The sequence below is a fragment of the Micromonospora sp. MP36 genome, assembly GCF_008119785.1.
GTDB lineage: Bacteria > Actinomycetota > Actinomycetes > Mycobacteriales > Micromonosporaceae > Micromonospora.
Map to the genome: position 1 here is coordinate 131,576 of NZ_VSFA01000006.1, position 26,172 is coordinate 157,747.

Below are 26,172 nucleotides of genomic sequence, written 5' to 3' on the forward strand. Positions count from 1 at the left end.
CAGGCCCGCCCCACTGGAGGCCCCGGCGGTTCGCCGGGGCCTCCAGTGCTTGGACCTGAGGCCCTTCCCTACAGCCGGCGGGGGCCGGTGTCCGGGCGGGGTGACTCGAGGCCGGTGCGGACGGTGGCGTGCAGCACGGAGATGCCGTCCGGCCGGGCCAACACCGGGTTGAGGGTCAGCGAGCGCACCCGGGGCTGCTCGTCGGCGAGCCGCCCGACCCGCAGCAGCAGGTCGACCAGGGCCGCCCGATCCACCGGCACGCCGCCCCGGTACCCGCGCAGCAACGGCGCCGCCCGGGGCTCATCGACCAGCTCGGCAGCGTCCCGGTCGGTCAGCGGCACCGCGCGCCAGGCCCGGTCACCGAGCAGCTCGGTCGCCACCCCACCCAGCCCGAAGCCGACCACCGGACCGAACGCCGGATCCTCCACCAGCTCCACCACACACGCCACCCCGGGCGGAACCATCGGCTGGACCAGGACGTCCGCGCCGAAGGCCGCAGCCATCTCGGCGTACGCGCGGCGCAGCGCGGCCGGGTCGGCCAGGTCGAGGCGGACCGCGCCGAGGTCCAGGCGGTGCCGCAGCCCCGGGGCGGCGGCCTTGAGCGCGACCGGGTAGCCGAGGCGCTCGGCCGCCGCCAGGGCCTCGTCGGCCGAGCGCGCCGGCACCGACCCCACCACGTCGATCCCGTACGCCCCGAGCAGCGCCGCCGCGTCCGCGCCGTCGACCCGCAGCGCGGCCTGTCCGGCGGCCCGGTCGATGCGGTCCAGCTCGGGCAGCACCCCGGGCGGGCGGCGCAGCCAGTCGGCGTACGTGCTGACCCGGGCGAGCGCCCGGACCGCCTCCTCCACGCTCGGGTACGCCGGCACCCCGGCCGGCACCCGGCCGGCGATGAACGTCGCCACCACCGGCTTGCCGACGGTCGCCGCGTCGGGCAGCGCGGCGGTGAAGTCGGCCTCCGGGTCGGTGAGCTGGCCGGGCAGCGGCGGCGCGAAGACGGCCACCACCGCATCCACCCGCTCGTCGGCGGCGGAGGCGGCGAGCGCGGCCGCGTACTCGGCGGCGCCGGCCCGAGGGCCGACGTCGTACGGGTAGCCGTCGGCCACGGTGAGGCCCTGGGCGGCGCACGCGGTGGCGGCCAGCCCGGTCAACGCCGAGGAGTTGCCGACCACGGCGACCCGCCGGCCGGCCGGCAGCGGCTGGTGGGCCAGGAGCACGCCGACGTCGAGCAGCTCGGCGACGGTGTCCACGCGGATCACCCCGGACTGGGCGAAGAGCGCACTGACGGCGGCGGCGTCCAGCGCCGGCCCGTCGCCGAGCCCGGGCGGGCGGGCCAGCGAGGCGAGCGCCACGATCGGCTTGCTCCGGCCGATCCGCCGGGCCAGCCGGGCGAACTTACGCGGGTTGCCGAAGGTCTCCAGGTAGAGCGTGATGACGTCGGTGCCGGGGTCGTCCTGCCAGTACTGGAGCAGATCGTTGCCGGAGACGTCGGCCCGGTTGCCGGCGGAGACGAAGCTGGACAGGCCCAGCCCGCGCCGCGACGCCTCGGCCAGCAGGGCCACCCCGAACGCGCCGGACTGGCTGAAGACGCCCACCCGGCCGGAGGCCGGCAGCACCGGGGCGAGCGTGGCGTTGAGGCGTACCGCCGGGTCGGTGTTGGCGACGCCGAGACAGTTCGGGCCGACCACCCGCATGCCGGCCAGGTGGGCCGCGCGGACCAGGGCACGCTGGGCGGCCGCTCCCGCCGGGCCGGACTCGGCGAAACCGGCCGAGATCACCACGAGCCCATGCGCGCCGGCCTTCGCGGCGTCGGCGACCACCTCGGTCACCGCCTCCGGGGCCACCGCCACCACCGCCAGGTCCACGTCGAGCCCAGCGTCGACCGCCGACGGATAGGCGGGCAGCCCCGCCACGGTCGCCGCCGTCGGGTGCACCGGGACGATCGCGCCGGTGAAGCCGCCGTCGCGCAGATGCCCGAGCAGGGCCGCGCCGACGCCCTGCCCGGTGGTGCTGGCGCCGTAGACGGCGATGCCGCGCGGGGCGAGCAGCCGGGCGATCGAGCGGGCCTCGGTGCGGTGCTCCCGGCCGCGCTGCACCTCCAGAGTCGCCTCGGTGGGGGCGATCGGGAAGCTCAGGTGCACCACGCCGTCGGCGTACTGGCGCTGGACCTGGTAGCCGAAGTCGGAGAAGACCCGCAGCATCGCCCCGTTGGCCGGGAGCACCTCGGCGACGAAGTGCACGATGCCGAACCGGCGGCCCGCGTCGGCCAGGTGCTCCAGCAGCACCGAGCCGATCCCCCGGCCCTGGTACGCGTCCTCCACCACGAAGGCCACCTCGGCCTCCGGCGACCCCGGGCCGAGCCGCTCGTACCGGCCGACGGCGACGATCCGGCCGCCGGCCAGCACCACGAACGCCTCCCGGTCGCGGTGGTCGACGTTGACGAAACGTTGCAGGTCCCGCTCCGGGATACGCGGATATGGCGAGAAGTAGCGCAGGTAGCGGGTGCGCTCGGAGAAGCGCGAGTGCATCCCCACGATCCCCGGGCCGTCGTCCGGGCGGATCTGTCGCAGCTGGACGGTCGTGCCGTCGCTGAGCAGCACGTCCGCCGGTTGCTCGACTGTGGTCACCGCTCGGTCCTCCCCCAACCGCCGGTCAGTCGCGTGGATCGTGCGGATCGAGCCCGAACAGCGGGAAGACCGCCCGGCGACTGGCCGCGATCGCCCGGTCCACCGCGTTCGGCTCGCCGTTCGGCTGCCATGGCTCGTACGCCGGGTCGGCGTCGTCGGTCATCCGCAGCGGCACCTCGCGGCTGGGCCGCCGCTTCGCCGCCAACTCCCGCCAGGTCGGCGGGGTGAGCGTGGCCGGGTCGAGGGGGTCCCCGGTGGCCACGGCCAGCAGGTGCGTCCACGCCCGGGGCACCACCTCGACCAGCGCGTACCCGCCGCCGCCGAAGGCCACCCAGCGGCCGTCGCACAGCTCGTCGGCGAGCGCCCGCAACGCCAGGTAGGTGGCCCGCTGCCCGTCGACCGAGAGCCGCAGGTCGGCCAGCGGGTCGAGCCGGTGACCGTCGGCCCCGCACTGGGTGACCAGGAGCTGGGGCCGGAACGCCCGCAGCACCGACGGCACGATGGCGTGGAAGGCGCGCTGCCAGGCCGCGTCCCCGACGCCGGGCGGCAGCGGCACGTTGACCGCGGTGCCCTCCGCACCCGGCCCGCCGGTCTCGTCGGGGAAGCCGGTGCCCGGGAAGAGCGCGAGCGGGGTCTCGTGCAGGCTGACCGTGAGCACCCGCGGGTCGCGGTAGAAGATCTCCTGCACCCCGTCGCCGTGGTGCACGTCCACGTCCACGTACGCGATCCGTTCCGCGCCCAGGTCGAGCAGGCGGGCGATGGCCACCGCCGGGTCGTTGTAGACGCAGAACCCGGCGGCCCGGTCCGGCATGGCGTGGTGCAGCCCGCCGGCCACGTTGACCGCCCGGCGCGCCTCCCCGCGCCACACCGCCTCGGCGGCGGCCACGCTCGCGCCGGCGACCAGCGCGCTCGACTCGTGTATGCCGTCGAAGACGGGATTGTCCGAGGTGCCCAGCCCGTAGCCGGCGAAGAGCGGGTCGCGCGGGGCGGCCCGCACGGCGTCGAGGTAGCGGGGGTCGTGCACCCGGCTCAGCAGCTCGTCGTCGGCCGGTTCCGGCTTGACCAACCGGACCCCGGGCCGGTCCAGCACCCCGAGATCGCGGGCGAGCGCGATGGTCAACTCCACCCGGACCGGGTCGAGCGGATGATCACCCATGTCGTAGGCGAGCAGGGCCTCGTCCCACACCACCACCGTGTCGTCGGCCATGGGCTCATCGTCGCACGGGCGCCCGACCCCGCCCACCGCACGCACAGTCAGCGGCCGGACGGCCCACTGGTGGCCACCGGACGGTCCGGGTCGGCCACCCAGTTGCTCCACGAGCCTACGTACAGGGCGGCGTCCGGTCGGCCGGCGAGGTGCAACGCCAGCACCGCCTGCGCGGCGGTCACCCCCGAGCCGCAGTACGCCCCGACCGGCGCGCCCTCGGCGACCCCGGCGGCCGCGAACCGCTCGCGCAGCGCCTCGGCGGCGGGGAAGCGGCCGTCGGTGACGTACTCCGGGGCGGGCAGGTTCACCGCGCCGGGCACGTGCCCGGCGACCGGGTCGATCGGCTCGGTCTCGCCCCGGTAGCGGGGGGCGGCCCGCACGTCCAGCAGCACCCCGGTGTCGGCGGCGGCCAGCCGGGCCGCCTCCCCGGCGTCGAGCACGGGCAGCGCCCCCGGCGCCACGGTGACGTCGCCCGGGGCCGGCGTGGGCGCCTCGGTGGCGACGGGCAGCCCGGCCGCGGCCCAGGCGGGGAAGCCGCCGTGCAGCACCCGCACCGCCCGGTGGCCCGCCCAGCGCAGCGTCCACCAGGCCCGGGCGGCGGACATGCCGTCGCCGCCGTCGTACACGACGACCGGGTGACCGGCGCGGACGCCGGCGGCCCGCAGTGCGGCCTGGAGCGCGGCGGGGTCGGGCAGCGGGTGCCGGCCGGCCGCGCCCGGCCGGCCGCACAACTCGGTGTCCAGGTCGATGAAGACGGCGCCCGGCAGGTGGCCGGCGGCGTAGTCGTCCCAGCCGGGCGGCCCGACGAGCCGCCACCGGACGTCGAGCAGGGTGGGCGGGTCGGCGCGGTCGAGCTCGGCGGCGAGCCGGTCGGGCTCGATCAGCAGGTCATCGGTTCCGGACATGCGGTCCAGTCAACACCATCCGGGCAGCGACCTCGCGGTTCGGCGTCGGCCGATCGTCGGTGGGTCCGGGTAACATCGATCACCGGGAGGCCGCTGACGTGAAGCATGACCTGGTCGACACGACCGAGATGTACCTGCGCACCATCCTCGAGCTCGAGGAGGAGGGGGTGCCGCCGCTGCGCGCCCGGATCGCGGAGCGGTTGAAGCAGAGCGGTCCCACCGTCAGCCAGACCGTCGCCCGGATGGAGCGGGACGGCCTGCTCACGGTCGAGGGCGACCGGCACCTGTCGCTCACCCCGCTGGGCCGCGGCACCGCGGTTTCGGTCATGCGTAAGCACCGGCTGGCCGAGCTGCTGCTGGTGAACGTGATCGGGATGCCCTACGAGGAGGCCCACGACGAGGCCTGCCGGTGGGAGCACGTGATGAGCGACGCGGTGGAGAAGCGGGTCTACGACCTGCTCAACCGCCCCACCCGCTCGCCGTACGGCAACCCGATCCCGGGGCTGGAGGAGCTGGGCGAGCCCGGCGAGCCGGAGACCGAGTCCGCGGAGACCGAGCGCAACCTCGCCTTCCCCGGCCTCGCCGGCCCGGTGGTGGTGCGGCGGATCTGCGAGAGCGTGCAGACCGACGCGGACGTGCTCCGGCAACTGCACGCGGCGGGCGTCGACCCGGGCGCCACGGTGACCGTGGCGCAGGAGCGCGACGGCGTCTCGATCGACCGCTCCGGCGACCGGGTCCGGCTGCCTCGCGAGGTGGCCTCCCGGGTGTTCGTCGCGGCCCGCTGACCCGCCGGTCAGGATCTTCGCCGACCCCGCCGGTCAGAGCCGGCGGGTGTCCACCGCCTTGGCCAGGTTGACCAGCTTGCCGGCCATCTTCTCCGCCTCCGCCGGATCCGTCCCTGGCGGGCTGGTCCAGCGGAGGGTGGCCAGCCGCCCCTCGGTGGCGAGCCAGCCCACCTCGGCCCCCGGCCCGGCCTTGCCCTTCTTCGGCAGCTTCTGCCGGTAGGCGATCTTCCCCAGCTTGCTGATCTTCGTGGCGCCGCGGGGCAGCACGTCCTGGGTGAAGCCCGACGTGTCGATCGACGTGTCGGTGACGCTGAGGGTCAACTCCGGCAGGAGGCTGCGCTCGGCGCGTACCACGCAGGTGTGGGTGTCGCCCTGCTCCACGGCGGCGGCCACGTCGAAGTGCGCCCCGGTGTGCTTGGCGATCACCTCGAAGTCGAGCAGCCGGCACGCGCCACCCGAGGACGCCGCCGCCACCTCCACCGGCGCTTGCGCCGCCGGCGGCAGCGCCACCGGAGTGGCCTCCGCGGCACAGCCGGCGGTCAGCAGTACGGCCGAAGCGGCCAGCCAGGTCCGGGCATGCACGCTGATCCCTCCACCCTCGCGGCGGGCTGCCCGCCGGATGTCCGTCGGACACCGTACGGGGTGCTCGCGTGGGAGGGAAGTCCTCAATCGACCACGTACGGGCAGTGCCGGCAGCCGCGCCCGCAGCAGGTGCCGCGTCGGGCGAGGAACCCGGCGGTGAGCACGAAGAGCCCGGTCTCCGGGTCCAGGTAACCGGCCTCCCCGGCGGCCAGCGCGGCCGCGTGGGCGGCCAGGATCCGCTCCCGGTCGGGGCGATCGGGCGACAGCCGGGACGGGTGCGGCTCGGTCAACGGCCGGTCCGCCAGGGGTCGTCGCTCTCCGGTCACCGGGCGAGTCTACGGAGCCCGGCCCGGCCGCCTGCCCGGTCACCACCAGGCGCGCAACATCCGGGGAGTTGCTGTCTCCTCGTGCCGCGATCCAGCAACTTCCCTGATCGTGCGGATCTTGGAGCGCACCGGGTCACCCGTACCGGTGGAAGGCGTCCGCGACCTGGGCTCGGTCGGCGCCGCCGGCCAGCAGGAGCCGGAGCAGCACCTTCGCCTTGTACGGGTCGAGCAGCCCACCGCAGACCAGCCCCCGCCGGAGCAGGTCGGTCTCCGAGCCCACCGCCCCGTACGTGTGCCGCAGCACCGACCCGGCCCCGGTCCGGGAGGTGAGCACCACCGGCATCCGTTCCGCCAGCGCGCCGAGCGCCGGAGCGAAGTCCGGGGGCACGTGCCCCACCCCGAAACCGGCCACCACCAGCCCGTCGAGGTCGCGGGCGAGCGCGTCGAGCAGGGCCACGTCGTCGTCGAGGGTGACGGTGTGCAGCGCCACCCGGGTGGCGGCCAGCCGGTCGGCGTCCACCGGCGGCAGCGGGGCGCGCCGGGGCGGCCGGGTGAGCAGGCGTACCTCTCCCTCGATGACGTGGCCGAGCGGGCCGGCGTTGGGCGAGACGAAGGTGGCCGTACTGGTGCTGTGGGTCTTGCGGACATGCCGCGCGGCGTGGATCTCGTCGTTGAACGCGACCAGCACGCCGAGGTCGCGCGCGGCCGGCGCGGCGGCGACCCGGGCGGCGGCGAGCAGGTTCGCCGGGCCGTCCGGGCCGGCGAGCGTGGGGTTGCGCATCGCGCCGGTGAGCACCAGCGGTGCCTCGTGCGGCCAGACCAGATCGGCCAGGAAGGCACTCTCCTCCAGGCTGTCGGTGCCCTGGGTGACCACCGCGCCGGTCGCCCCGCCCGTCACCGCCGCCCCGGCCGCCGCCACCAGGTCCAGGACCTGCCGGTACGTCAGCGCGGCGCTCGGCACCGCCTGCACGTCGTGCACGTCGAGCGGGATGTCGGCGAGCCCCGGTACGGCGGCGGTGAGCTCGGCCCCGGTGAGTCGGCTCACCACGCCCTGCCCCTTGGTTCCCGCCATGGCGATCGTGCCGCCGAGCGTGAACAGCGCGACGGTCATCAGTGCGCCTCCTCGTGGCGTCGGGTGGCCAGAAGGAAGGCCTGCGGTCCCCGCTCGAAGGCGACCTCCGCCGCCCGGACGAGCGTGGCCCGCACGATCAGCCCGGCCGCGGTGAGCTGGTGGGCGAGCCGGTCCGGGGGCAGCCAGTGCACGTCGTACGAGACGCTGTGGCCGTACGCCTGCTCAAGGCGGATCCGCTGGTCGCCCGCCTTGACCGCGAGCAGCAGGTGCCCCCCTGGGGCGAGCACCCGGTGGAACTCGGCGAACACAACGGGCAGCAGCTCGGGCGGCAGGTGGATGATCGAATACCAGGCGACGAGCCCGGCCAGCCCGGCGTCGGGCAGCGCCAGGGCGGTCATCGAGCCGACCTCGAAGCGCAGCTCGGGGTAGGCCCGGCGGGCCACCTCGATCATGCCGGGCGAGAGGTCGACGCCGCTCACGTCCAGCCCGAGGTCACGCAGGTGGAACGTGACCCGGCCGGTGCCGCAGCCCACCTCCAGCACCGGCCGGCCGGGCCCGACCTGCTCGGCGAACGCGGCCAGCATCCCCCGGTCGAGCGGGCCCTCCACCACCTCAGGAAGCAGCCGGGCGTAGTCCACCGCGACCGTGTCGTACGCGGCGCGGGTCTCCGTCAGCCAGATCGGTTCGGTCACGACCGGGAACCCTAGTCGCCGGGCGGATCCGTCCCTTCCCCGAGTCGGGCCAGGTACGCGACGAACGGCTCCGGCCGCTCGAACAGCGACCGGTGCCCGGCGCCCGGGATGACCAGATGGTCCTTGCGCGGCGCCTGGAGCTGCGCGTACCACTCGTCGAACAGGCGCAGCCGGCCCGGCACCTCGTGCGCACCGTCCACGAAGTACGCCGGGACCTGGAGCTGCCGCACGTCCCGGCGGAAGTCCAGGTCCTGCAACCGGGGATAGAGCACGTCCCAGCCGTCGAGGAACCCGAAGACGTGCGCGGTCTCCAGCGGGCTGTATTCCGGCACCCCGAGGTTCCCGACCATTCCGGTTTCGTCCTCGCCTGCGCCGGCGCGGTCGAACGCGAAGGCGCCGGCCTCGTTGGTCAGCAGCGGCTCGTACGCCCAGATGTCCCGGTACGGCGGCGGGCCCTGGGCGGCCATCCGGTCGGCGAGCCCGGCCCGGCCGGTGCGCCGGGCCCAGGCGAGGGTGTCGGCGTACTGGCTGCGGTCGGCCTCCCGCAGGCTCACCACCTGCCCGACGCCCACGTACGCGGCGAACAGCTCGGGGTGGCGCTGCACGGCGAGCAGGCCGGGGATGGTGCCGCCGGAGTGGGCGAGCAGGTGGATCCGGTCCCGACCGAACCGCTTCCGCAGGTGCCGGGTCACCGCGAGCAGGTCGGCCACCTCGTCCTCCAGCGTCCACCCGGGGGACCGGAACGCGGACCAGGACCGGGGGCCGGCGGCGCGGTCCCAGGCGACGACCACGAAGTGCCGTTCCAGGGCGGCCAGGTGCCGGCGTACGGAGGCGATCTCCGAGCCGCCGGGCGGGCCGGGCACCACCAGCAGCACCGGGGCGGTCGGGTCCGTGCCCCGGATCAGCAGCCCGAGCTGGCGGCCGGCGGAGGGGACCGAGTCGAACCGGGCGATCCCGCCCGGGATGGACACGGTGCGGGCCGGCACCGCCGCACCGACGGTGACCAGGGCGAGGACGGCGGCGAGCAGGCCGACGCCGCCCCGGCCGAGCCACCGCAGGACCGGCCCGCGCGGCACCACGCCACCGACCCAGCGGGCGATCCCGGCCCCGTACGCCGCACCGACCAGCAGCGGCAGCAGGGCGAGCAGCCCGTGCACCCCGCGCCCGGCCAGCAGGGCCACCAGGCCGAAGCCGCTCAGATGCGGCCGGTCGACGGTCGGCCCGCGCAGGCCGATCCGGACCATCTCGACGCTGACCGCGAAGAGCATGGGTGCGGCGAGCATCGCCCACCGGGAGCGGCTCAGCCAGCCGGCCAGCAGCCCGGCAGCGAGGCTGATCCCGATCGAGGCGAGGGCGGTGCCGACCGTGCCAGGGCCGCGCGGGGTCCACCAGCCGGCGGCCAGTCCCCAGGCCACGGGGAGCAGGAAGGCGAGGACCGTGCGTTGGCGGTGCAGCGGCATGCCGGCCTCCATCATCGCGGTCCGTCCAGGTTAGTCACCAGCGACGCTCCCCGTGTCCCCCTGGTCACAGCCGGTGTCCGATCCGCCGGAAATAGCCGTGCCCGCCGGCCCGGCCGCGGGTTACCGTGCCCCGGCTGCGGCGACCGGCCGCGGCGTGACCGACGAACAGGCCGGACAGTGACCCAGCACCTGACCCAGGCGCCCGCGACCACGAGCCACCCCTCGCTCTGGCGGAGCCGCAACTTCCTGCTGCTGTGGAGCGGCCAGACGGTCAGCGAGGTCGGCACCCGCGTCTCCGGGGTGGCCGTGCCGCTGCTGGCGACGGCCGTCCTCGACGCGAGCATCTTCCAGATCTCGCTGCTGACCGTCCTGGCCTGGCTGCCGTACCTGATCTTCTCGCTGCCGGCCGGGGTGCTGGCCGACCGGGTCGACCAGCGGCGATTGATGATCGCCTGCGACCTGGGCCGCGCGGCGCTGTTGCTCTCGGTGCCGGTGGTCGCCCTGGTCGGCCACCTCACCCTCTCCTTCCTGTACGTCGTGGTCGGGCTCTCCGGCGTGCTGACCGTGGCCTTCACCGTGGCGTACCGGAGCCTGCTGCCCGCCCTGGTGCCGGCCCACGATCTGACCTCGGCGAACGCGCGGCTGGAGGTGAGCGAGAACGTCGCCCAGCTAGCGGGGCCGAGCATCGGCGGCGCGCTCGTCGGGCTGCTCGGCGCCACCCGGACCTTCCTCGCCGACGGCCTGAGCTTCCTGGCCAGCGCCGTGACCCTGGTCCTGATCCGGCACCGGCCCGGCGCGACGGCGCCCGGACGGGTCCCGCTCCGGGCGGCGCTGACCGAGGGCCTGGGCTTCATCCGCCGGCAGCGGATCCTCGCCCTGGTGCTCGCCTGCACGACGACCTCGAACTTCTTCGTCATGGCTTCCCACGCCATCGAGGTGCCGTTCCTGCTGCGCACCCTGCACGCCTCCCCCGCCACGATCGGAGTGCTCCTCGCCGTGGGCTCGGTCGGCGGGCTGCTCACCGGCGTAGTGGCCGGCCGGCTGACCGCGCTGATCGGCAGCGCCCGAACCATCTGGGTGTCGATGGCCGCGCCCGGCCCGCTCTACCTGCTCATGCCGCTGGCCCGACCCGGCTGGGGCGCGCTGCTCTACGGCATCGGCATGGCGGCGTTCTCGGCCAACGCGGTGCTGTTCAACGTGGCGGCCATGTCGTACCGGCAGCGGGTCACCCCAGCGCGGCTGCTGGGTCGGGTCAACGCGGCGTTCCTGTGGATCTGCTACGGCGCGATCCCGCTCGGCGCCCTGTTCGGCGGTGCGCTCGGCACCCGGCTCGGGTTGCGGCCGGCGCTGCTGGTCTGCGTGCTCGGCATGTGGAGCGCCGCGCTGTTCGTGGTCTGCTCGCCGCTGCGCCGGATGCGCGACTTCACGCCGGCCTGAGGGCCCTGCCCATCCCCTGCCCCGCTAGCGCCACCTCAATCTGCCGAGCTCCTGTTTGAACTGTTTGAACTGCGTCAGCGTGAACCTGCCGCCCTCTGTCGGCGTCAATCGCAGTGAATAGGTCGCGGCCCCGGCCTCCCACCAAACCGTCCAGGACCTCTTTGCGTCACCGGTGACGGTGCCTCGGCGCGAGCCGATCGCGACGGTCGTGACCGGGTCGGAGAGGCTCACGTCAGCGGTGGGTTGCGCGCTCAGGAGCAGCCCGGACCCCCGGGGCCGTTGTAGCCCTGATGCCAGCCGGTGTCCGTCGACATCCAGTGTGAGGGATGCGGGCTCCATTGTTTGTTCGAGGACAGGTCCGGCAGATCACGCTCAAAGTAGGTCGGCGGCGGCTGCACGGTGGCGGGGTCACGCAGCACCCGCCGGCCCAACGGCTTCCGCAGCGACACGACGAGGGGAAGGGCGGAACCGGTGGCGGCGCAGTCGGCGGCGTCCACGACGCGAGCCGTCACCGTGACAACCACCTGAGTCTCGTCCTGCTCGCTGGCCGTCGCCTGCGGTTGCCAGGGCTCCTTGCACGGGGCGTCACCGGGGCCGGCGTACACGGTGATGTCGGTGCCGTTGCGGGCGACCATCGCTGATGCCCAGGGCAGCACGGCAGTCGCGTCCGGCACTGCGGTGGCGGCCGGGGATTGGGGCAGCGCCCGGTCGGTCGTCCGTTCGCTGAGCGAGCATCCGCTGGTCAGCGCCAGGGCAATGGTGACCGTCAGAGCGGCAACGACGGCCGGCCGCCGAGTTGGTGGGGTGGAGGCCGTGCGCTCGCGGAACCGTCCGTTGGTCGTCATCGCCGCCTTCACCCGTCGTCGGAACGCGCGGAACCGGATCGTACGTGATCATCAGCCGCCGCTGCGGCCCTCGCAACGGCGCGCGGCTTCAGCGCAGAGGGCGGGAACGCGGCGCGGTAGGCGCGGGGCGGGACGCCGACGATCTGGCGGAAGGATTCGCGGAAGGCCGTCGGGGAGGTGAAGCCGACGAGCGTGCCGACCCGTTCCACCGGCTGGTCAGTGCGTTCCAGCAGCTGCTGGGCGCGGCGGATCCGCTGCCGGTTGAGCCACTGCACCGGTGTGGTGCCGGTCTGATCCCGGAAGTGCCGGCTGAGCGAGCGGGTGCTCATCGCGGCCCGCCCGGCGATGTCGGCCAGGGTGAGCGGGCGGTGCAGGTTGTCGGCCAGCCACCCGAGCAGCGGTTGCAGGCTGTGCCCGGCCGGCGCGGGCGGCTCGTACGCGATGAACTGTGCCTGGCCACCGGCACGCTCCAGGGGCATGACGCAGCTGCGCGCGGTGTCCGCGGCGACCGCGGCCCCGTGGTCGCCGCGCACGACGTGCAGGCACAGGTCGAATCCGGCCGCCGCGCCGGCCGAGGTGAGCACCGGTCCGTCCGCGACGAACAGCACGTCGGGGTCGACGGTGACCGTGGGATGGCGGCGCGCCAGCTCGGCTGCGGCTGCCCAGTGGGTGGTGGCCCGCCGGCCGTCGAGCCGCCCCGCGGCGGCCAGCACGAAGGCGCCCGTGCAGATCGACACCAGCCGGGCCGGGGTGGCGGCGAGGGCGTCGAGGACCGCCGCGGGCAGCGCCGCGTCGAGGTCGGCCACCCCCGGCACGACGATGGTGTCGGCCTCGGCCAGCACCGACAGGTCGTACGGCGCCCTGATGCTGATCGCGCCGGCCCGCACCTCCGCTGTGCCGGCGCAGACGCGAACCTGGTAGGCCGGGCTGCCGTCGGCCCGGTGCGCCCGGCCGAACACCTCGACCGGCACGGACAGGTCGAACGGGACGACCCCGTCGTAGGCGAGGACCACCATCTGATGCATGCGTCCATCCTGGCGGGAATCCGTCGACGGTTGGCACGCCGGCCCCTGCCCGGCGCCTGGTCCGAGCCGCAGAATCGGGCACCATGACCATCCTCGTGCCAGTGCTCATCGGCCTTCTGTACGTGTGCCTCAACGCGTTCATCCGCGAGCCGCACCGCCGCACCGTCAACGCGATCATGGTGGGCGGGGCCGGTGCGGCGTACCTCAGCGGCGGCGGTCTCGGGTTCGGGGAGTTCCCCTTCGTCGTGCTGTTGACGTACGTGGCCTGGCGGGGCCTGACGTCGTGGACGTGGATCGGGATCGGCTGGCTGCTGCACACCGCCTGGGACGTGGTGCACCACCTGAAGGGGGCACCGATCATCCCGTTCCTGCCCGGCTCCTCGCACGGCTGCGCCATCTGCGACCCGGTCATCGCGCTCTGGGCCTTCACCGGCGGCCGGTCGGTGGCGGACCTGGTGCGACGGGTGCTGCCGTCTGCTTCGTCGGGTGACGCGACGGCCGGTAGCGCGGGCGTAGGTGGCGCTACCCGAACCAGGTGATCGCCTGGCCGTGCCCGCGGGTCCAGGCGAGCGGCCGGCCGTCGAGCGCGAGGACGTTGTGATGTGCCTCGCTCGGCGGCTCCGGCAGCGCGGCGTAGCGCAGCACCTCCGGTGCCTCGTTCGCGATCCAGTGCCCGGGCAGCTCGCGTACCACCTCGGCGAACGCGTCGCGGCGGGGCTCCGGCACCAGGTACAGCACCGAGGTGTGGAACACCACCAGGGTCGCGTCGGGCGGCGCCTGCGCGGCCAGCGCGGGCAGGTCGTCCACCAGGTCGCCCCGGACCAGCAGCGGCGGGTCGGCCGCGGCGACCGCCGCTGCGGCCCGCAACCGGGTACGGCGGTGGGTGTGCTCGGGCCAGATGAGCGCGTCCAGCCACGCCACGTCCGCCGGGTCGGTCACGTCGAGCGGGTGCAGGTCCAGGCCGGCCCGCCACACCACCTCGGGCCGGCGGGTCGGCGGCGCCATCCCGGTGGCCGCGCAGTCGAGGACCGGCGCGCCCGCGCCGAGCAGGTGGTCGCCGTAGCGGTAGGCGTACCGGTCCGGGTAGAGACACAGGCCCGCGGACGCGCCGACCTCGATTAACGCGAGCGGTTGCGGCAGCGCGGCGAGCACCGGCAGCAGTACGGCGCATCGGCCGGCCTCGTTCGTCTGCGTCGACCGGGTACGCATCTCCGCCGCGATCGCCGGCCAGTTCGCGAGCGTGTAGTCGCGGAACGCGGCCGGATCCTCGACCGGGCCGCCGAGGAGGCGGACCACGGCGAACAGCAGGTTCGGCTGCCGCTTGGCGGCGGGGAGGGTCTCCAGCAGGGCGAGCAGTTCGTCGTCGCGGGACACCGACCGGGCCAGCCGCTCGTACGCGGGTGACACGCCGTGCGCCTCGCGGGCGCCGAACCTCTCGTAGGTGGCGGCGGTGGTCATCGCCTCTCCCTTCGTGCCCCGGCGACGGTCCGCCGGGCGTCCCGCCACGCGATCAGGGCGGTGCGGAGCCGGGGCGAGGAGACGCGCTCACCCCGGCGCCGCGCGGCCAACTGGTCGATCAGCCAGGCCGGGGCGTCGGCCTGCTGGACGGCTGCGGTCTTGGTGAGCAGTTCGCCGGTGCCGAGGGCGTGGCGTCCGCGGGCCATCGAGGTGAGACCGAGGTCGGCGATGAGGGGATCCCACCACAGCCACGGACGCCGGGCGGCCCAGGCCCAGTAGCCGGTGAGTTCGGCCCGGGCGGCGGCGCGTACGTCGTCGGCGGTCATCGGTGGGAAGACGTCGCGGGGCGCGGAGCCGAAGATCGCGTACCCGTGGCGCACCAGCTCAGCCCGGGTGATCCCGGAGAGGATGCGCTGGACGAGCTGCCCGTGGGTCCAGGTCGGGTGCCGCACCTGGACGTCGAGGACCAGCGCGGTGTCGACGTAGACGCAGCCGAGGTGCAGCCCTGCGCCGGCGCCGGCGTCGAGGTGCCGGTGCAGCTCGACCAGCGTGGCCTGCCGGGCTTCGTCGACCGGGCCTTCGACCAGCGCGACCAGGTCGAGGTCGCTGACGCCGGGGAGGTAGTCGCCGGTTGCCAGCGATCCGGCGACCAGCAGCCCGCTGACCCAGCCGAGCGTCGCGAGTTCCGTGCCGAACTCCTCGACGACCGATGGCGAGATCACCATGGCGGCAGTCTATGAAGCTTGCCCGTCGCACGCCTGATCGGGATGACCGTCTGGGACGCCGACGAGGTGGACGAGTGGGCCCGGCACAACCGCCCACCCCGCCCGACGGACGGCGACGAGGAACGCTGACGGTTCAGGGGACGACCAGGCCGTAGCGGCAACGACTCAATGTCGGCTACAGCTCGACCGGCGCCTGGCAGAACGAGGGTGTGGGGATTTTCTCCCCCATGCACTACAAGGTTGATGACGTAGACGATTCATCGACGTGGACGGCAGCAACGGGTCCCAGCTGAATCGTTTACGACATCAAGTTCGTAGCGTGCGTGCACCATCGGTCAGGCCGCCCGGCGGAGCAGGGCACGGAGACGCCGACACTGACCGCAGAAACGCCGCGAGCGCGGCAGGAAGCCCTGCCGCGCTCGCGGAACGGTGAAACGTCAGCTGCAGCCGCTGGTGGAGCCGCAGCCCTCGCAGACGTAGCAGCTACCGGCCGGCCGCATCTTCGTACCGCAGGTGAAGCAGAGCGGCGCGTCGGCGGCCTTGCCGATCACGGCCTCCAGCAGCTCGGTGCTGGAGCCCACCGACGGCGCCGGCTTGACTGCGGCGACGTCCGCGACCTCCTGCTTCGGCTGGACGACCGCCTTCGGCTCAGGCGTCGCGACCGGGGCGGAGGCGGCCATCGCGGTGAGGTCCGCACCGTTCGCCTCCGCCTCCGCCTCGGCCTGGAGCTGGGCGGCCCGCTCCTTGGCGGTGAAGATGCCCAGCTCCGCGCGGCGCTCGTACGGCAGGAAGTCCAGGGCCAGGCGACGGAAGATGTAGTCCATCACCGAGGCCGCCATCCGCACGTCCGGGTCGTCGGTCATGCCGGCCGGCTCGAAGCGCATGTTGGTGAACTTGCTGACGTACGTCTCCAGCGGGACGCCGTACTGGAGACCGATGGAGATGGCCACCGAGAAGGCGTCCATCACGCCGGCCAGGGTCGAGCCCTGCTTCGACATCTTGAGGAAGACCTCACCGAGGCCGTCGTCCGGGTACGACGAGGCGGTGAGGTAGCCCTCGGCGCCGCCGACCGAGAAGGAGATCGTCTCCGACGGGCGCTTCTTCGGCAGCCGCTTGCGCACCGGCCGGTACTCGACGACCTTCTCCACTACCTTCTCGACCTCGGCGGCCGGGGTCTCGGCGGCGGCCTTGTTCGACTTGGCCACCGAGAGCGGCTGGCCCACCTTGCAGTTGTCCCGGTAGATCGCCAGCGCCTTGAGGCCGAGCTTCCAGCCCTCGAAGTAGATCTTCTCGACGTCCTCGACGGTCGCCTGCTCGGGCATGTTGACCGTCTTGGAGATGGCGCCGGAGACGAACGGCTGGATCGCCGCCATCATCCGCACGTGGCCCATCGGGGCGATGGACCGCTCACCCATCGCGCAGTCGAAGACCGGGTAGTGCTCGGGCTTGAGGCCCGGGGCGTCCACCACGTGGCCGTGGTCGGCGATGTGCTCGACGATCGCCTCGACCTGCTCCTCGGGGTAGCCGAGGCTGCGCAGGGCACGCGGCACGGTCTGGTTGACGATCTGCATCGAGCCGCCGCCGACCAGCTTCTTGAACTTGACCAGCGCCAGGTCCGGCTCCACGCCGGTCGTGTCGCAGTCCATCATGAAGCCGATGGTGCCGGTCGGGGCGAGGACGCTGGCCTGCGAGTTACGCCAGCCGTTCTTGTCGCCGATCTTGTTGCCGAGCGTCCACTGCTTGGTGGCCTCGCGCTGGATGGCGGTGGCCACGGTGCCGGTCGGCTTGATGGCGTCGTTCGCGGCGGCGTGCTTGCGCATGACCCGCTTGTGCGGCTCCGCGTTGCGGGCGTAGCCGTCGTACGGGCCGACGACGCCGGCCAGCTCGGCGGAGCGGCGGTAGGCGGTGCCCGTCATCAGCGAGGTGATCGCCGCGGCGACCTCCCGGCCCTGCTCCGAGTCGTACGGCAGGCCGGAGGCCATCAGCAGTGCGCCGAGGTTGGCGTAGCCGATGCCGAGCTGCCGGTAGGCACGGCTGGTCTCGCCGATCTTCTCGGTCGGGAAGTCGGCGAAGCAGATCGAGATGTCCATCGCGGTGATGACGAACTCGACCGACTTGACGAACTTCTCCACCTCGAAGCTGCCGTCGGCGCGCATGAACTTCATCAGGTTCAGCGAGGCGAGGTTGCACGAGGAGTTGTCCAGGTGCAGGTACTCCGAGCACGGGTTCGAGGCGGTGATCCGCCCGGTCTCCGGGCAGGTGTGCCAGTCGTTGATGGTGTCGTCGTACTGCAGGCCGGGGTCGGCGCACTCCCAGGCGGCCTGGGAGATGCTGCGGAACAGCTTCTTGGCGTCGATCGTCTCGATGGTCTGCCCGTCGAGCCGGCCGCGCAGGTCGAAGCCGCCGCCGTTCTCCACCGCGGTCATGAACTCGTCGGAGACCCGGACCGAGTTGTTGGCGTTCTGGTACTGCACGCTGACGATGTCGGCGCCGCCCAGGTCCATGTCGAAGCCGGCGTCCCGCAGCGCGCGGATCTTGTCCTCCTCGCGCGCCTTGGTGACCACGAACTCCTGGATGTCCGGGTGGTCGACATCGAGGATGACCATCTTGGCCGCACGCCGGGTGGCGCCGCCGGACTTGATGGTGCCGGCGGAGGCGTCCGCGCCGCGCATGAAGCTGACCGGGCCGGAGGCGTTGCCACCGGAGGAGAGCAGCTCCCGGGAGGAGCGGATCCGGGACAGGTTGACGCCGGAGCCGGAGCCGCCCTTGAAGATCAGCCCCTCCTCCTTGTACCAGTCGAGGATCGAGTCCATCGAGTCGTCGACGGCCAGGATGAAGCACGCGCTGACCTGCTGCGGCGACGGCGTGCCCACGTTGAACCAGACCGGCGAGTTGAAGCTGAACACCTGGTGCAGCAGCATCCAGGTCAGCTCGTGCGCGAACACCTCCGCGTCGGCCGGGGTGGCGAAGTAGCCGTACTCCTCACCGGCGGTGCGGTAGGTGCCGACCACCCGGTCGATCAGCTGCTTGAGCGACCACTCCCGCTCCGGGGTCCCCACCGCGCCCCGGAAGTATTTGGTGGTCACGATGTTCGCTGCGTTGACGGACCAGGACTCGGGGAACTCCACCCCGCGCTGCTCGAAGTTGATCGAGCCGTCCCGCCAGTTCGTCATCACGACGTCGCGGCGCTCCCAGGTGACCTCGTCGTAGGGATGCACCCCCTCGGTCGTCCAGACGCGCTCGATCTTCAGCCCTGTCCCGGCCTTGTTCCGTGACTTGCTGGTCGTCACGCCGTCGCCCCCCTCGTCTGCGCGCGGTCACCCACCGCGCGTCCCCAAATCTGTCTGAAATCCGAAAAGAATCAGCTGGTCCGGCCGGCGGCCTCGACCGGCTCGTCGCCGGCCCGGGCCCGCGCGGCGGCGCGCAGCGTCTCGATCTCGCGCTCGAAGTCGGCGAGCGAGTCGAACGACCGGTAGACGCTGGCGAACCGCAGGTAGGCCACCTCGTCCAGGTCGCGCAGCGGGCCCAGGATGGCCAGCCCGACCTCGTGGCTGGGGATCTCGGCGGCCCCCTTGGCCCGCACGGTCTCCTCGACCTTCTGCGCCAGCAGCGCGATGGAGTCGTCGTCGACCGGCCGGCCCTGGCACGCCTTGCGCACCCCGCCGATGATCTTGATGCGGCTGAACGGCTCGGTCACCCCGCTGCGCTTGACCACCGCGAGCACCGCCTCCTCGACGGTGGTGAACCGCTTGCCGCACTCCGGGCAGGCCCGCCGCCGCCGGATGAGCTGGCCGTCGTCGGCCTCCCGCGAGTCGACCACTCGAGAGTCGGCGTGCCGGCAGTACGGACACCGCATCGCCTGACCTCCTTCATCGACCGTGGGCGCACCGATCGGCTCCCGGGCACGCGCCACCGCGGCGAGGCCATCGTCGGATGGCTGACGCCGGGTTGACGGTACGGGAGTGCGTTCGGTAGCGGAACCCAACCTGTAGGCGACTTACGCCCGTGTGACTACTACATCTAGGGGTCGACCGTATGCCGTCGCCCTAGCGAGGTCAAGTTGGCACGCGTGTCGCGCGCGTCATCAGAATCACTCACCCGTCCCACCCTTCCCAGGTCGCTGAAAACCCAACGGCCGACACCTCGGAGGGTTACCGCCAGCCCCCGATCGGTCGCGTTCCGTTGGAACACGCGTTCGAGAGCGACGTACCATTTACCAGAACAGGCGTTCGGAAATCCAGGATTTCCCCGCGACACGCCGATAACAGGTCGTACAGATGTTTGAAAATGGCTGATCTCACCTATACGGTCAACAACGACCGGACACGGCGTGTCGCGTCGATCCGGTCGGCAGCACCACCCGAGCACGCACCACGAGCCGCCAAGGCACCCAGCGCCGACCAGGGAGGACGGACGTGACCGAGGACCGGGCCAGCCGGCAGAAGAACCCGCAGCCGATCGACGGGGCGGGTCCGCCGGCGACCCGTCGACCCCGCGCCGCGCGCAGTCGGGCCGCGCAGCCCGCCGTGCGCCCGGTCACGCCGGTGGTCAGCAGCTTCCCCGACCCGACGACGGTCGACCTGACCGCCCGGCAGCGCCGGATCCTGGAGTTCATCCGCACCTGGGTGGAGCGCCACGGCTACCCGCCGAGCGTGCGCGAGATCGGCGAGGCGGTCGGCCTGGTCTCCCCGTCCAGCGTCGCCTACCAGCTCAAGGAGCTGGAGAAGAAGGGCTTCCTGCGCCGCGACCCCAACCGGCCGCGCGCGGTGGACGTCCGCGCCCCCGGCGACGTGCTCGACGACGAGGCGGCCCGCGCGCAGCGGCCCGCCCCGGCGTACGTGCCGATGCTGGGCCGGATCGCCGCCGGTGGCCCGATCCTCGCCGAGCAGGCGGTGGAGGACATCTTCCCCCTCCCCCGCGAGCTGGTCGGCGAGGGCGAGGTCTTCATGCTCCAGGTCAAGGGCGACTCGATGCTCGACGCGGCGATCTGCGACGGCGACTGGGTGGTGGTCCGGCAGCAGCCCACCGCCGAGGCCGGCGACATCGTGGCGGCCATGCTCGACGGCGAGGCGACCGTGAAGACCTACCGGCGCCGCGACGGGCACGTCTGGCTGATGCCGCAGAACCCGGCCTTCGACCCGATCCCCGGCGACGACGCCACCATCATGGGTCGCGTGGTCGCGGTGCTGCGCCGGATCTGACCACAGAACGGGTGACCGCCGACTGCGGCGGTCACCCGTGCCAGGTCAGTAGCGGTCGCCCCCGTATTCCCGGCCACCGCCGGAGACCGGCCCGTACTGGCCCCGCTCGTCGTAGCCCCCGTGGCCCCGACCGTTGCGCGGGTCCCGGTAGTCGGGCTCGCCTCGGGGCGGCTCGGCACGCCCGCCGCCGTACCCGCGCCCGCCCTGGGGGCCGCCGCCACCCTGCGGCGGGCGGCCGTACATGCCGCCGCCCTGCTGCGGGCCGCCACCGTAGACGCCACCGCCCTGCGGGCGGCCACCGCCCCGCTGGCCGCCGCCATAGACGCCGCCACCACGACCACCGCCGCCCTCCGAGGGACGGCCACCGCCGTACACGCCGCCGCCCGCCGGTCGGCCCGGAGCACCGTTCGCCGGGCCGCCCTCGTAGCCGCCGCCCTGGGCGCCGCCGCCGTAGCCACCACCGCCGCCGTAGCCGCCGCCGTTGTTGGCGCCCCCGCCGTAGACCCCGCCGCGCGCGGTGTCGGGTCGGTTGCCGTTCGCCGGGAACTCGTCGGAAGGCTCCTCCGCCGGCGCGGGCTTGCGGCGCGCCCGTAGGATGCCGAAGATCCCGGCGCCGACCAGCAGCGCGCCGATCACGCCGACCGCCGCGATCAGATAGGTGATCTGGTCCAGGGTCAGCCCGTCGATCCAGGACTTTCCGGCGGCTGGCTTTTTCACCTCGTTGCCGACCTTCGGCAGTGCCTCCACACCGGTGGTCGACGGGGTGTAGCTGAGGATGTCGACCGGGTCCGAGGCCTCGAGGTTGCCGGCGTCGGAGACGGTGACGAAGAGCTTGCCGTCCGGGGTGTAGGAGATGGCCTCGCCGAACGGGTCGGCGAGCGGGGTGACCCTCGGCTTGCCGGTGGTCAGCGCCGCGACGATGTCGCCACCGGTCACGTCGAACTCGAAGGCGTCCGCATAGGTACGCAGGACGACCTTGGTGCCGTCGGGCGAGCGGGCGGCGCCGGTGACGAGCAACCGGCCCGGCGAGCCCAACTTGTTGTCCGTGTTGGTCTTGGGAAGGGTGACCTCGCCGACCTTCTTCATCGGCACCGGGGGGGTGTCGCCGTTCTTGAGCTTCGCCGTCGGGGTGAAGATCTCCGACTTGCCGGAGGTCTCCTTGGTGATGATCAACGGCAGATTGTCATCCCCGATCAGCAGCGCCTCGGCGTCGTGCGGCTCGTTGCCCGGGTACGACAGGCGGTGCAGGACCGGCTTCTTTGACCCGTTGAGCGGCATGCTCCAGACGGCGACCCGCTCCCGGCGGGTCTTGCTGGTGATGTTGTCGCCGGTATCGGCGATCCACAGCGTGTCCCCGTCTGGGCTGAGGGCCAGGTCCTCGGTGTCGGCCGGCCCGTCGCCCGAGTAGCGGACCGGGTCCTTTGAGATCTTGCACTTCGCGTCGAGGTAGAAGACCCGCTTGAGGCTCTCCTGGTCGCTGCCGTCGTTGATCACCACGTAGCCGGTGCTGGTGGCGACGAGGCCGGACAGCTCCCGCAGTCGCTTGTCCTCGATCGTGCACTTCTTCTTCGGAGCCGTGGCCAGCGCGGGGGCCGCGGCGGGAGCCGCCACGGCCAGCCCGGCCGGCGCCACGACCGCGCCGACGAGGCTCAGCGCGATCGTGACCGAGGAGACAGCATGCCGCATGGCGCCAAGTGTCGCACGGCCCGGGTTACGGGCGGGTGACGCCGGACGGCTCACCCGGCGACCGCGACCCGCTCCCCGCTGGCGAGCCGGTCCCCCGCCCGGTACGGCACCAGCTCGGCGGCGAGCGCCTCGCTGACCCGTACGTGCAGCAGCGTGCCCTCGGGCAGGTGGGAGGTGCTCAGCACCTCGCCGTGCCGGTGCAGCCGGGCCACCAGGTCACCCCGGTCGTACGGGAGCACCGCGCGGACCTCGACCGCCGGACGCGGCAGCCGCTGCTCGATCGCCTCGCGCAGCCCGTCGATCCCGCCCCCGGTGTGCGCGGAGACCAGGACCGCGTCCGGCCAGATCCGCTTGAGCCGCAGCAGGGTCTCCTCGTCGGCGGCGTCGGTCTTGTTGACCACCAGCAGCTCGGGCAGCCGGTCGGCGCCCACCTCGGCGAGCACCTCGCGGACCGCCCGCACCTGCTCCTCCGGGTCCGGGTGGGTGCCGTCGACCACGTGCACCACCAGGTCGGCGTCGGCGACCTCCTCCAGGGTCGAGCGGAACGCCTCGACGATCTGGTGCGGCAGGTGCCGGACGAACCCGACGGTGTCGGAGAGGGTGTAGAGCCGGCCGTCGGCGGTCTCGGCCCGGCGGGTGGTCGGGTCCAGGGTGGCGAACAGCGCGTTCTCCACCAGCACGCCCGCGCCGGTGAGCCGGTTGAGCAGGCTGGACTTGCCGGCGTTGGTGTAGCCGGCGATGGCCACCGCGGGCACCGCGTTGCGCGAGCGCCGGGCCCGCTTGGTCTGGCGTACCGTCGTCATGCTCTTGATCTCCCGGCGCAGCCGGGCGATCCGGTGCCGGATCCGGCGCCGGTCGGTCTCGAGCTTGGTCTCACCGGGGCCACGCAGGCCCACGCCGCCGCCGGCGCCGCCGCCACGACCGCTACCGCCGGTCTGCCGGGACAGCGTCTCACCCCAGCCGCGCAGTCGCGGCAGCAGGTATTCCAGCTGGGCCAGCTCGACCTGGGCCTTACCCTCGCGGCTCTTGGCGTGCTGGGCGAAGATGTCGAGGATCAGCGCCGTCCGGTCCACGACCTTGACCTTGGTGCGCTGCTCCAGGTTGCGCAGCTGCGACGGGGACAGTTCACCGTCGCAGATCACCGTGTCGGCGCCGGTGGAGAGCACCACCGCGCCCAGGTCGTCGACCTTGCCCCGACCGATGTAGGTGGCCGGGTCGGGCCGGTTGCGGCGCTGGATCAGCCCCTCGAGCACCTGCGAGCCGGCCGTCTCGGCCAGCGCCGCCAGCTCGGTGAGGCTGTTCTCCGCGTCCTCCTGGGTCCCCTCGGTCCAGACGCCCACCAGGACGACCCGCTCCAGCCGCAGCTGGCGGTATTCGACCTCGGTGATGTCGGTGAGCTCGGTGGAGAGGCCGGGGACCCGCCGCAGCGCCTGCCGCTCCGACAGCTCGAACTCGCCGGTGGTGGCATCGAGCTCGTCGTCCTCGAAGGGTACGTAGGTCTCCTGCTCTCGCAAACTGCGTCTCCTGTCCGTTCTGTCCATTGCCGGGGGATTTCCGGCGCGTACGAGCAATCCTGACATGTGGCAACGCCCGATGCACCTGCTATATGCCCGTGGTCGTACCCACTAGTAGCGGGGTCGGCTGCCGGCCGACCTCGGCGAGCGAGTAGAAATGCCTGGCGAACCGCAGTAATGACGGAGGAGTTTTCGTGGCCATCAGCCGACTGCCGAGTGCCGGATTCTCGATCACGATCCGGATCGCGGTACCCGCCGACGCCTCCTCCATCGGCCGACTGACCACCGCGGCGGGCGAGGCCGGCGCCATCGTCACCGCACTCGACGTGGTCGACTCCGACCCGGCGCACGTGATCGTCGACCTCACCTGCGACACCGCCGACGCCAGCCACGCCGACCAGGTGGTCAAGACGCTGACCGCGCTGGAGGGGGTGGACGTCCGCAAGGTCTCCGACCGGACGTTCCTGCTGCACCTCGGCGGCAAGATCGAGGTCAGCTCGAAGGTGGCGCTGCGCACCCGCGACGAGCTGTCCCGCGCGTACACCCCGGGGGTGGCCCGGGTCTGTCAGGCGATCGCCGAGAACCCGGCCGACGCCCGCCGACTCACCATCAAGCGCAACACGGTCGCCGTGGTCAGCGACGGCTCGGCCGTGCTCGGCCTGGGCAACCTCGGGCCGGCCGCCTCGCTGCCGGTGATGGAGGGCAAGGCGGCACTGTTCAAGCGCTTCGGCGGTGTGGACGCCTGGCCGGTGGTGCTGGACACCCAGGACACCGACGAGATCGTGTCGATCGTCAAGGCGATCGCACCCGCGTATGGCGGGATCAACCTGGAGGACATCGCCGCGCCGCGCTGCTTCGAGATCGAGGCCCGGCTGCGCGAGGCGCTGGACATCCCCGTCTTCCACGACGACCAGCACGGCACCGCGATCTGCGTGCTGGCCGCGCTGACCAACGCGCTGCGCGTCGTGGGCAAGCAGCTCGCGGACGTGCGGGTGGTCGTCTCCGGCGCCGGCGCGGCCGGCACCGCGATCATGAAGCTGCTGCTGCGGCAGGGCGTGGGCGACATCATCGCGTACGACCGGCAGGGCGCCCTGCACCGCGGGCTGACCGGTCTCAACCCGGCCTGGCAGTGGCTGGCCGACCACACCAACAAGGACAACTACGCGGGCGACCTGCGCGGGGCGGTCCAGGGCGCGGACGTGTTCATCGGGGTCAGCGCACCGAACCTGCTCACCGGCGACGACATCGCCACCATGGCCAAGGACGCGATCGTCTTCGCGCTGGCCAACCCGGACCCGGAGGTGGACCCGCGGGAGGCGCGCAAGCACGCCGCGGTGGTCGCCACCGGCCGCTCCGACCAGCCGAACCAGATCAACAACGTGCTCGCCTTCCCGGGCGTCTTCCGGGGCATGCTGGACGCCCACGCGGAGGAGTTCACCGAGGAGATGGCGATCGCGGCGGCCCGGGCCATCGCGGACGTGGTCGGCGAGGACAAGATCAACCCGACGGTGATCGTGCCGAGCGTCTTCGACGCCCGGGTCGCCCCGGCCGTGGCGGCCGCCGTCCGCGCCGCCGCGCAGAACCCGGGCGCCACGCCGCCCCCGGCCGCCGACCCGGGTCCCGCCGACCTCCCCGAGATCGCCGCCGAGGCCAGCGCCACCCCCTAACCCCCGCCGGCACCCCCGGCCCGCCCGCCCCTCAGCCCGGTGATCATGAAGTTAGCCGCGCCGAAAGCGACAAATCGCACCGCTAACTTCATGATCAACACGGCATGGCAGCGGGTCAGGGGTGCAGGGTGGGGAGGGTGACCTCGCCGGTGGCGATCAGGACGGCGGGGCCGGAGAGCCAGCAGGAGTCGTCGGTCACCGTCACGGTGAGGCGGCCGCCCGGGACGTCCACCGTCATGGTGCCGATGTCCCGGCCGGCGTCCCGCAGGGCCACCGCGGCCACCGCGCACGCCCCGGTGCCGCAGGAGAGCGTCTCGGCGGAGCCGCGCTCGTAGACCCGCATCCGCACGTGCCCGTCGGTGCCGTCCACCGGCTCACCCGGGGCGGTGAACTCGACGTTCACCCCGGCGGGGAAGACCGCCGGATCCACGTCGGGCGCCCGGGTGAGGTCCAGGCCCGCCAACTCCAGCCCGGCGGGCAGGGCGCAGACCAGGTGCGGGTTGCCCACGTCCACCGCCGCGCCGGCGAGGGTCAGCCCGCCCAGGGTGGCGGTGGCCGTGTCGTACACCCGGGGGCGGCGCATCTCGACGGCGATGGCCTCCCCCTCGATTCGCGCGTGCACGACGCCGGCCCGGGTGGCCACCGGCAGCGCCGCACCCGACGGGGTGGCCAGCCCGGTCTCCAGCAGGTAGCGCACGAAGACCCGGGCGCCGTTGCCGCACATCTCGGCGAACGAGCCGTCGGAGTTCCAGTAGTCCATGAACCACTCGGCCTCGCCGGCCAGGGCGGTGCCCTCCGGGTGCTTGGCGGCCCGCACCACGCGCAGCACGCCGTCCCCGCCGATCCCGCGCCGCCGGTCGCAGAGCGCGGCGACCAGTCCCGGCGTCAGGTCGAGCGCCCCGTCCGGGTCGGGCAGGATGACGAAGTCGTTGCCGGTGCCGTGGCCCTTGGTGAACTCCAC

22 protein-coding genes are annotated in these 26,172 nt (G+C 73.3%); 5 read left to right on the forward strand and 17 right to left on the reverse strand.

The genetic code is table 11. The features are described from left to right. Window positions 1-68 precede the first annotated feature (68 nt). From FXF52_RS09140 to FXF52_RS09150, 3 genes are read right to left on the reverse strand one after another with little or no spacing between them, the layout of a single operon-like run. Entirely contained in the window at window positions 69-2,624 is a 2,556-nt protein-coding gene (locus tag FXF52_RS09140) for a bifunctional GNAT family N-acetyltransferase/acetate--CoA ligase family protein (protein WP_148795377.1), read from the reverse strand. Window positions 2,625-2,649: 25 nt separating this feature from the next. After that, the gene (locus FXF52_RS09145) at window positions 2,650-3,831 is read right to left on the reverse strand and encodes an acetoin utilization protein AcuC (protein ID WP_148795379.1); all 1,182 of its coding nucleotides are present in this window, start codon (window positions 3,829-3,831) and stop codon (window positions 2,650-2,652) included. Between the two features lie 47 nt (window positions 3,832-3,878). Then, window positions 3,879-4,736, reverse strand: a complete 858-nt coding sequence (locus FXF52_RS09150; RefSeq protein ID WP_148795381.1) for a sulfurtransferase — start codon at window positions 4,734-4,736, stop codon at window positions 3,879-3,881. 98 nt (window positions 4,737-4,834) lie between these two features. Here FXF52_RS09150 and FXF52_RS09155 point away from each other — a divergent pair, with 98 nt between their 5' ends. Beyond that, window positions 4,835-5,521 carry a metal-dependent transcriptional regulator gene (locus FXF52_RS09155; RefSeq protein ID WP_148795383.1) on the forward strand — a complete coding sequence of 229 codons (687 nt, stop codon included), beginning with the start codon at window positions 4,835-4,837 and terminating at the stop codon, window positions 5,519-5,521. 33 nt (window positions 5,522-5,554) lie between these two features. Here FXF52_RS09155 and FXF52_RS09160 read toward each other — a convergent pair whose 3' ends face one another. From FXF52_RS09160 to FXF52_RS09180, 5 genes are all read right to left on the reverse strand, one after another. Then, window positions 5,555-6,103, reverse strand: coding sequence for a hypothetical protein (locus tag FXF52_RS09160; protein WP_148795386.1), 549 nt, complete (start codon window positions 6,101-6,103; stop codon window positions 5,555-5,557). An 83-nt stretch (window positions 6,104-6,186) separates the two neighbouring features. Further along, on the reverse strand, window positions 6,187-6,429 hold the full coding sequence (locus FXF52_RS09165; RefSeq protein ID WP_148795388.1) for a DUF5522 domain-containing protein: 243 nt from the start codon (window positions 6,427-6,429) through the stop codon (window positions 6,187-6,189). A gap of 133 nt (window positions 6,430-6,562) precedes the next feature. After that, window positions 6,563-7,540, reverse strand: a complete 978-nt coding sequence (locus FXF52_RS09170; RefSeq protein WP_148795390.1) for an asparaginase — start codon at window positions 7,538-7,540, stop codon at window positions 6,563-6,565. After that, window positions 7,540-8,193: a class I SAM-dependent methyltransferase gene (locus FXF52_RS09175; protein WP_148795393.1), complete on the reverse strand. Its 654-nt coding sequence runs from the start codon at window positions 8,191-8,193 to the stop codon at window positions 7,540-7,542. Before FXF52_RS09175 ends, FXF52_RS09170 begins: the two co-directional genes overlap by 1 nt. A gap of 11 nt (window positions 8,194-8,204) precedes the next feature. Then, a complete protein-coding gene (locus tag FXF52_RS09180; RefSeq protein ID WP_148795395.1) occupies window positions 8,205-9,653 on the reverse strand; it encodes an alpha/beta fold hydrolase in 1,449 nt (482 codons plus the stop codon). Window positions 9,654-9,830: 177 nt separating this feature from the next. Here FXF52_RS09180 and FXF52_RS09185 point away from each other — a divergent pair, with 177 nt between their 5' ends. Then, the gene (locus FXF52_RS09185; RefSeq protein WP_187413396.1) at window positions 9,831-11,090 is read left to right on the forward strand and encodes an MFS transporter; all 1,260 of its coding nucleotides are present in this window, start codon (window positions 9,831-9,833) and stop codon (window positions 11,088-11,090) included. Window positions 11,091-11,341: 251 nt separating this feature from the next. On the opposite strand, the gene FXF52_RS09190 is transcribed toward FXF52_RS09185, so the two are convergent. Together FXF52_RS09190 and FXF52_RS09195 are read right to left on the reverse strand one after the other, a co-directional pair. Next, window positions 11,342-11,935 carry a hypothetical protein gene (locus tag FXF52_RS09190; RefSeq protein ID WP_148795400.1) on the reverse strand — a complete coding sequence of 198 codons (594 nt, stop codon included), beginning with the start codon at window positions 11,933-11,935 and terminating at the stop codon, window positions 11,342-11,344. 8 nt (window positions 11,936-11,943) lie between these two features. Then, entirely contained in the window at window positions 11,944-12,960 is a 1,017-nt protein-coding gene (locus tag FXF52_RS09195; protein ID WP_148795402.1) for a GlxA family transcriptional regulator, read from the reverse strand. An 83-nt stretch (window positions 12,961-13,043) separates the two neighbouring features. Between FXF52_RS09195 and FXF52_RS09200 the strand changes: the two genes are divergently transcribed. Beyond that, entirely contained in the window at window positions 13,044-13,499 is a 456-nt protein-coding gene (locus FXF52_RS09200) for a DUF6010 family protein (protein WP_222870453.1), read from the forward strand. On the opposite strand, the gene FXF52_RS09205 is transcribed toward FXF52_RS09200, so the two are convergent. From FXF52_RS09205 to nrdR, 4 genes are all read right to left on the reverse strand, one after another. After that, window positions 13,483-14,418, reverse strand: coding sequence for a DUF2332 domain-containing protein (locus FXF52_RS09205; protein ID WP_148795404.1), 936 nt, complete (start codon window positions 14,416-14,418; stop codon window positions 13,483-13,485). The two genes, FXF52_RS09200 and FXF52_RS09205, sit on opposite strands and share 17 nt — an antisense overlap. Further along, window positions 14,415-15,143, reverse strand: a complete 729-nt coding sequence (locus FXF52_RS09210) for a nucleotidyltransferase domain-containing protein (RefSeq protein ID WP_148795405.1) — start codon at window positions 15,141-15,143, stop codon at window positions 14,415-14,417. The genes FXF52_RS09205 and FXF52_RS09210 overlap by 4 nt, the downstream gene beginning before the upstream one ends. A 437-nt stretch (window positions 15,144-15,580) precedes the next feature. Then, window positions 15,581-18,433 (reverse strand): vitamin B12-dependent ribonucleotide reductase, encoded by a 2,853-nt coding sequence (locus FXF52_RS09220; protein WP_148795407.1) that lies wholly within the window; start codon window positions 18,431-18,433, stop codon window positions 15,581-15,583. A 71-nt stretch (window positions 18,434-18,504) separates the two neighbouring features. Then, window positions 18,505-18,999: a transcriptional regulator NrdR gene (gene nrdR / locus FXF52_RS09225; protein ID WP_148795410.1), complete on the reverse strand. Its 495-nt coding sequence runs from the start codon at window positions 18,997-18,999 to the stop codon at window positions 18,505-18,507. A gap of 559 nt (window positions 19,000-19,558) precedes the next feature. On the opposite strand from nrdR, the gene lexA reads away from it, so the two are divergent. Then, complete coding sequence (gene lexA, locus FXF52_RS09230; RefSeq protein WP_148795412.1) at window positions 19,559-20,344, forward strand: transcriptional repressor LexA; 786 nt, start codon at window positions 19,559-19,561, stop codon at window positions 20,342-20,344. Window positions 20,345-20,389: 45 nt separating this feature from the next. Here lexA and FXF52_RS09235 read toward each other — a convergent pair whose 3' ends face one another. Further along, entirely contained in the window at window positions 20,390-22,030 is a 1,641-nt protein-coding gene (locus tag FXF52_RS09235; protein ID WP_148795414.1) for a hypothetical protein, read from the reverse strand. Between the two features lie 50 nt (window positions 22,031-22,080). Beyond that, entirely contained in the window at window positions 22,081-23,544 is a 1,464-nt protein-coding gene (gene hflX / locus FXF52_RS09240; RefSeq protein WP_148795416.1) for a GTPase HflX, read from the reverse strand. Window positions 23,545-23,738: 194 nt separating this feature from the next. Here hflX and FXF52_RS09245 point away from each other — a divergent pair, with 194 nt between their 5' ends. Next, on the forward strand, window positions 23,739-25,211 hold the full coding sequence (locus FXF52_RS09245; RefSeq protein ID WP_148795418.1) for an NAD-dependent malic enzyme: 1,473 nt from the start codon (window positions 23,739-23,741) through the stop codon (window positions 25,209-25,211). Window positions 25,212-25,326: 115 nt separating this feature from the next. Here FXF52_RS09245 and dapF read toward each other — a convergent pair whose 3' ends face one another. After that, the gene (gene dapF / locus FXF52_RS09250; protein WP_148795420.1) at window positions 25,327-26,172 is read right to left on the reverse strand and encodes a diaminopimelate epimerase; all 846 of its coding nucleotides are present in this window, start codon (window positions 26,170-26,172) and stop codon (window positions 25,327-25,329) included.

Excerpts from the sequence above, each read along its gene's own strand:
- FXF52_RS09145 (WP_148795379.1), bottom strand. The coding sequence starts at position 3,831 with ATGGCCGACGACACGGTGGTGGTGTGGGACGAGGCCCTGCTCGCCTAC.
- FXF52_RS09150 (WP_148795381.1), bottom strand. The coding sequence starts at position 4,736 with ATGTCCGGAACCGATGACCTGCTGATCGAGCCCGACCGGCTCGCCGCC.
- FXF52_RS09170 (WP_148795390.1), bottom strand. The coding sequence starts at position 7,540 with ATGACCGTCGCGCTGTTCACGCTCGGCGGCACGATCGCCATGGCGGGA.
- FXF52_RS09180 (WP_148795395.1), bottom strand. The coding sequence starts at position 9,653 with ATGCCGCTGCACCGCCAACGCACGGTCCTCGCCTTCCTGCTCCCCGTG.
- FXF52_RS09190 (WP_148795400.1), bottom strand. The coding sequence starts at position 11,935 with ATGACGACCAACGGACGGTTCCGCGAGCGCACGGCCTCCACCCCACCA.
- FXF52_RS09195 (WP_148795402.1), bottom strand. The coding sequence starts at position 12,960 with ATGCATCAGATGGTGGTCCTCGCCTACGACGGGGTCGTCCCGTTCGAC.
- FXF52_RS09200 (WP_222870453.1), top strand. The coding sequence starts at position 13,044 with ATGACCATCCTCGTGCCAGTGCTCATCGGCCTTCTGTACGTGTGCCTC.
- FXF52_RS09205 (WP_148795404.1), bottom strand. The coding sequence starts at position 14,418 with ATGACCACCGCCGCCACCTACGAGAGGTTCGGCGCCCGCGAGGCGCAC.
- FXF52_RS09210 (WP_148795405.1), bottom strand. The coding sequence starts at position 15,143 with ATGGTGATCTCGCCATCGGTCGTCGAGGAGTTCGGCACGGAACTCGCG.
- nrdR (WP_148795410.1), bottom strand. The coding sequence starts at position 18,999 with ATGCGGTGTCCGTACTGCCGGCACGCCGACTCTCGAGTGGTCGACTCG.
- FXF52_RS09235 (WP_148795414.1), bottom strand. The coding sequence starts at position 22,030 with ATGCGGCATGCTGTCTCCTCGGTCACGATCGCGCTGAGCCTCGTCGGC.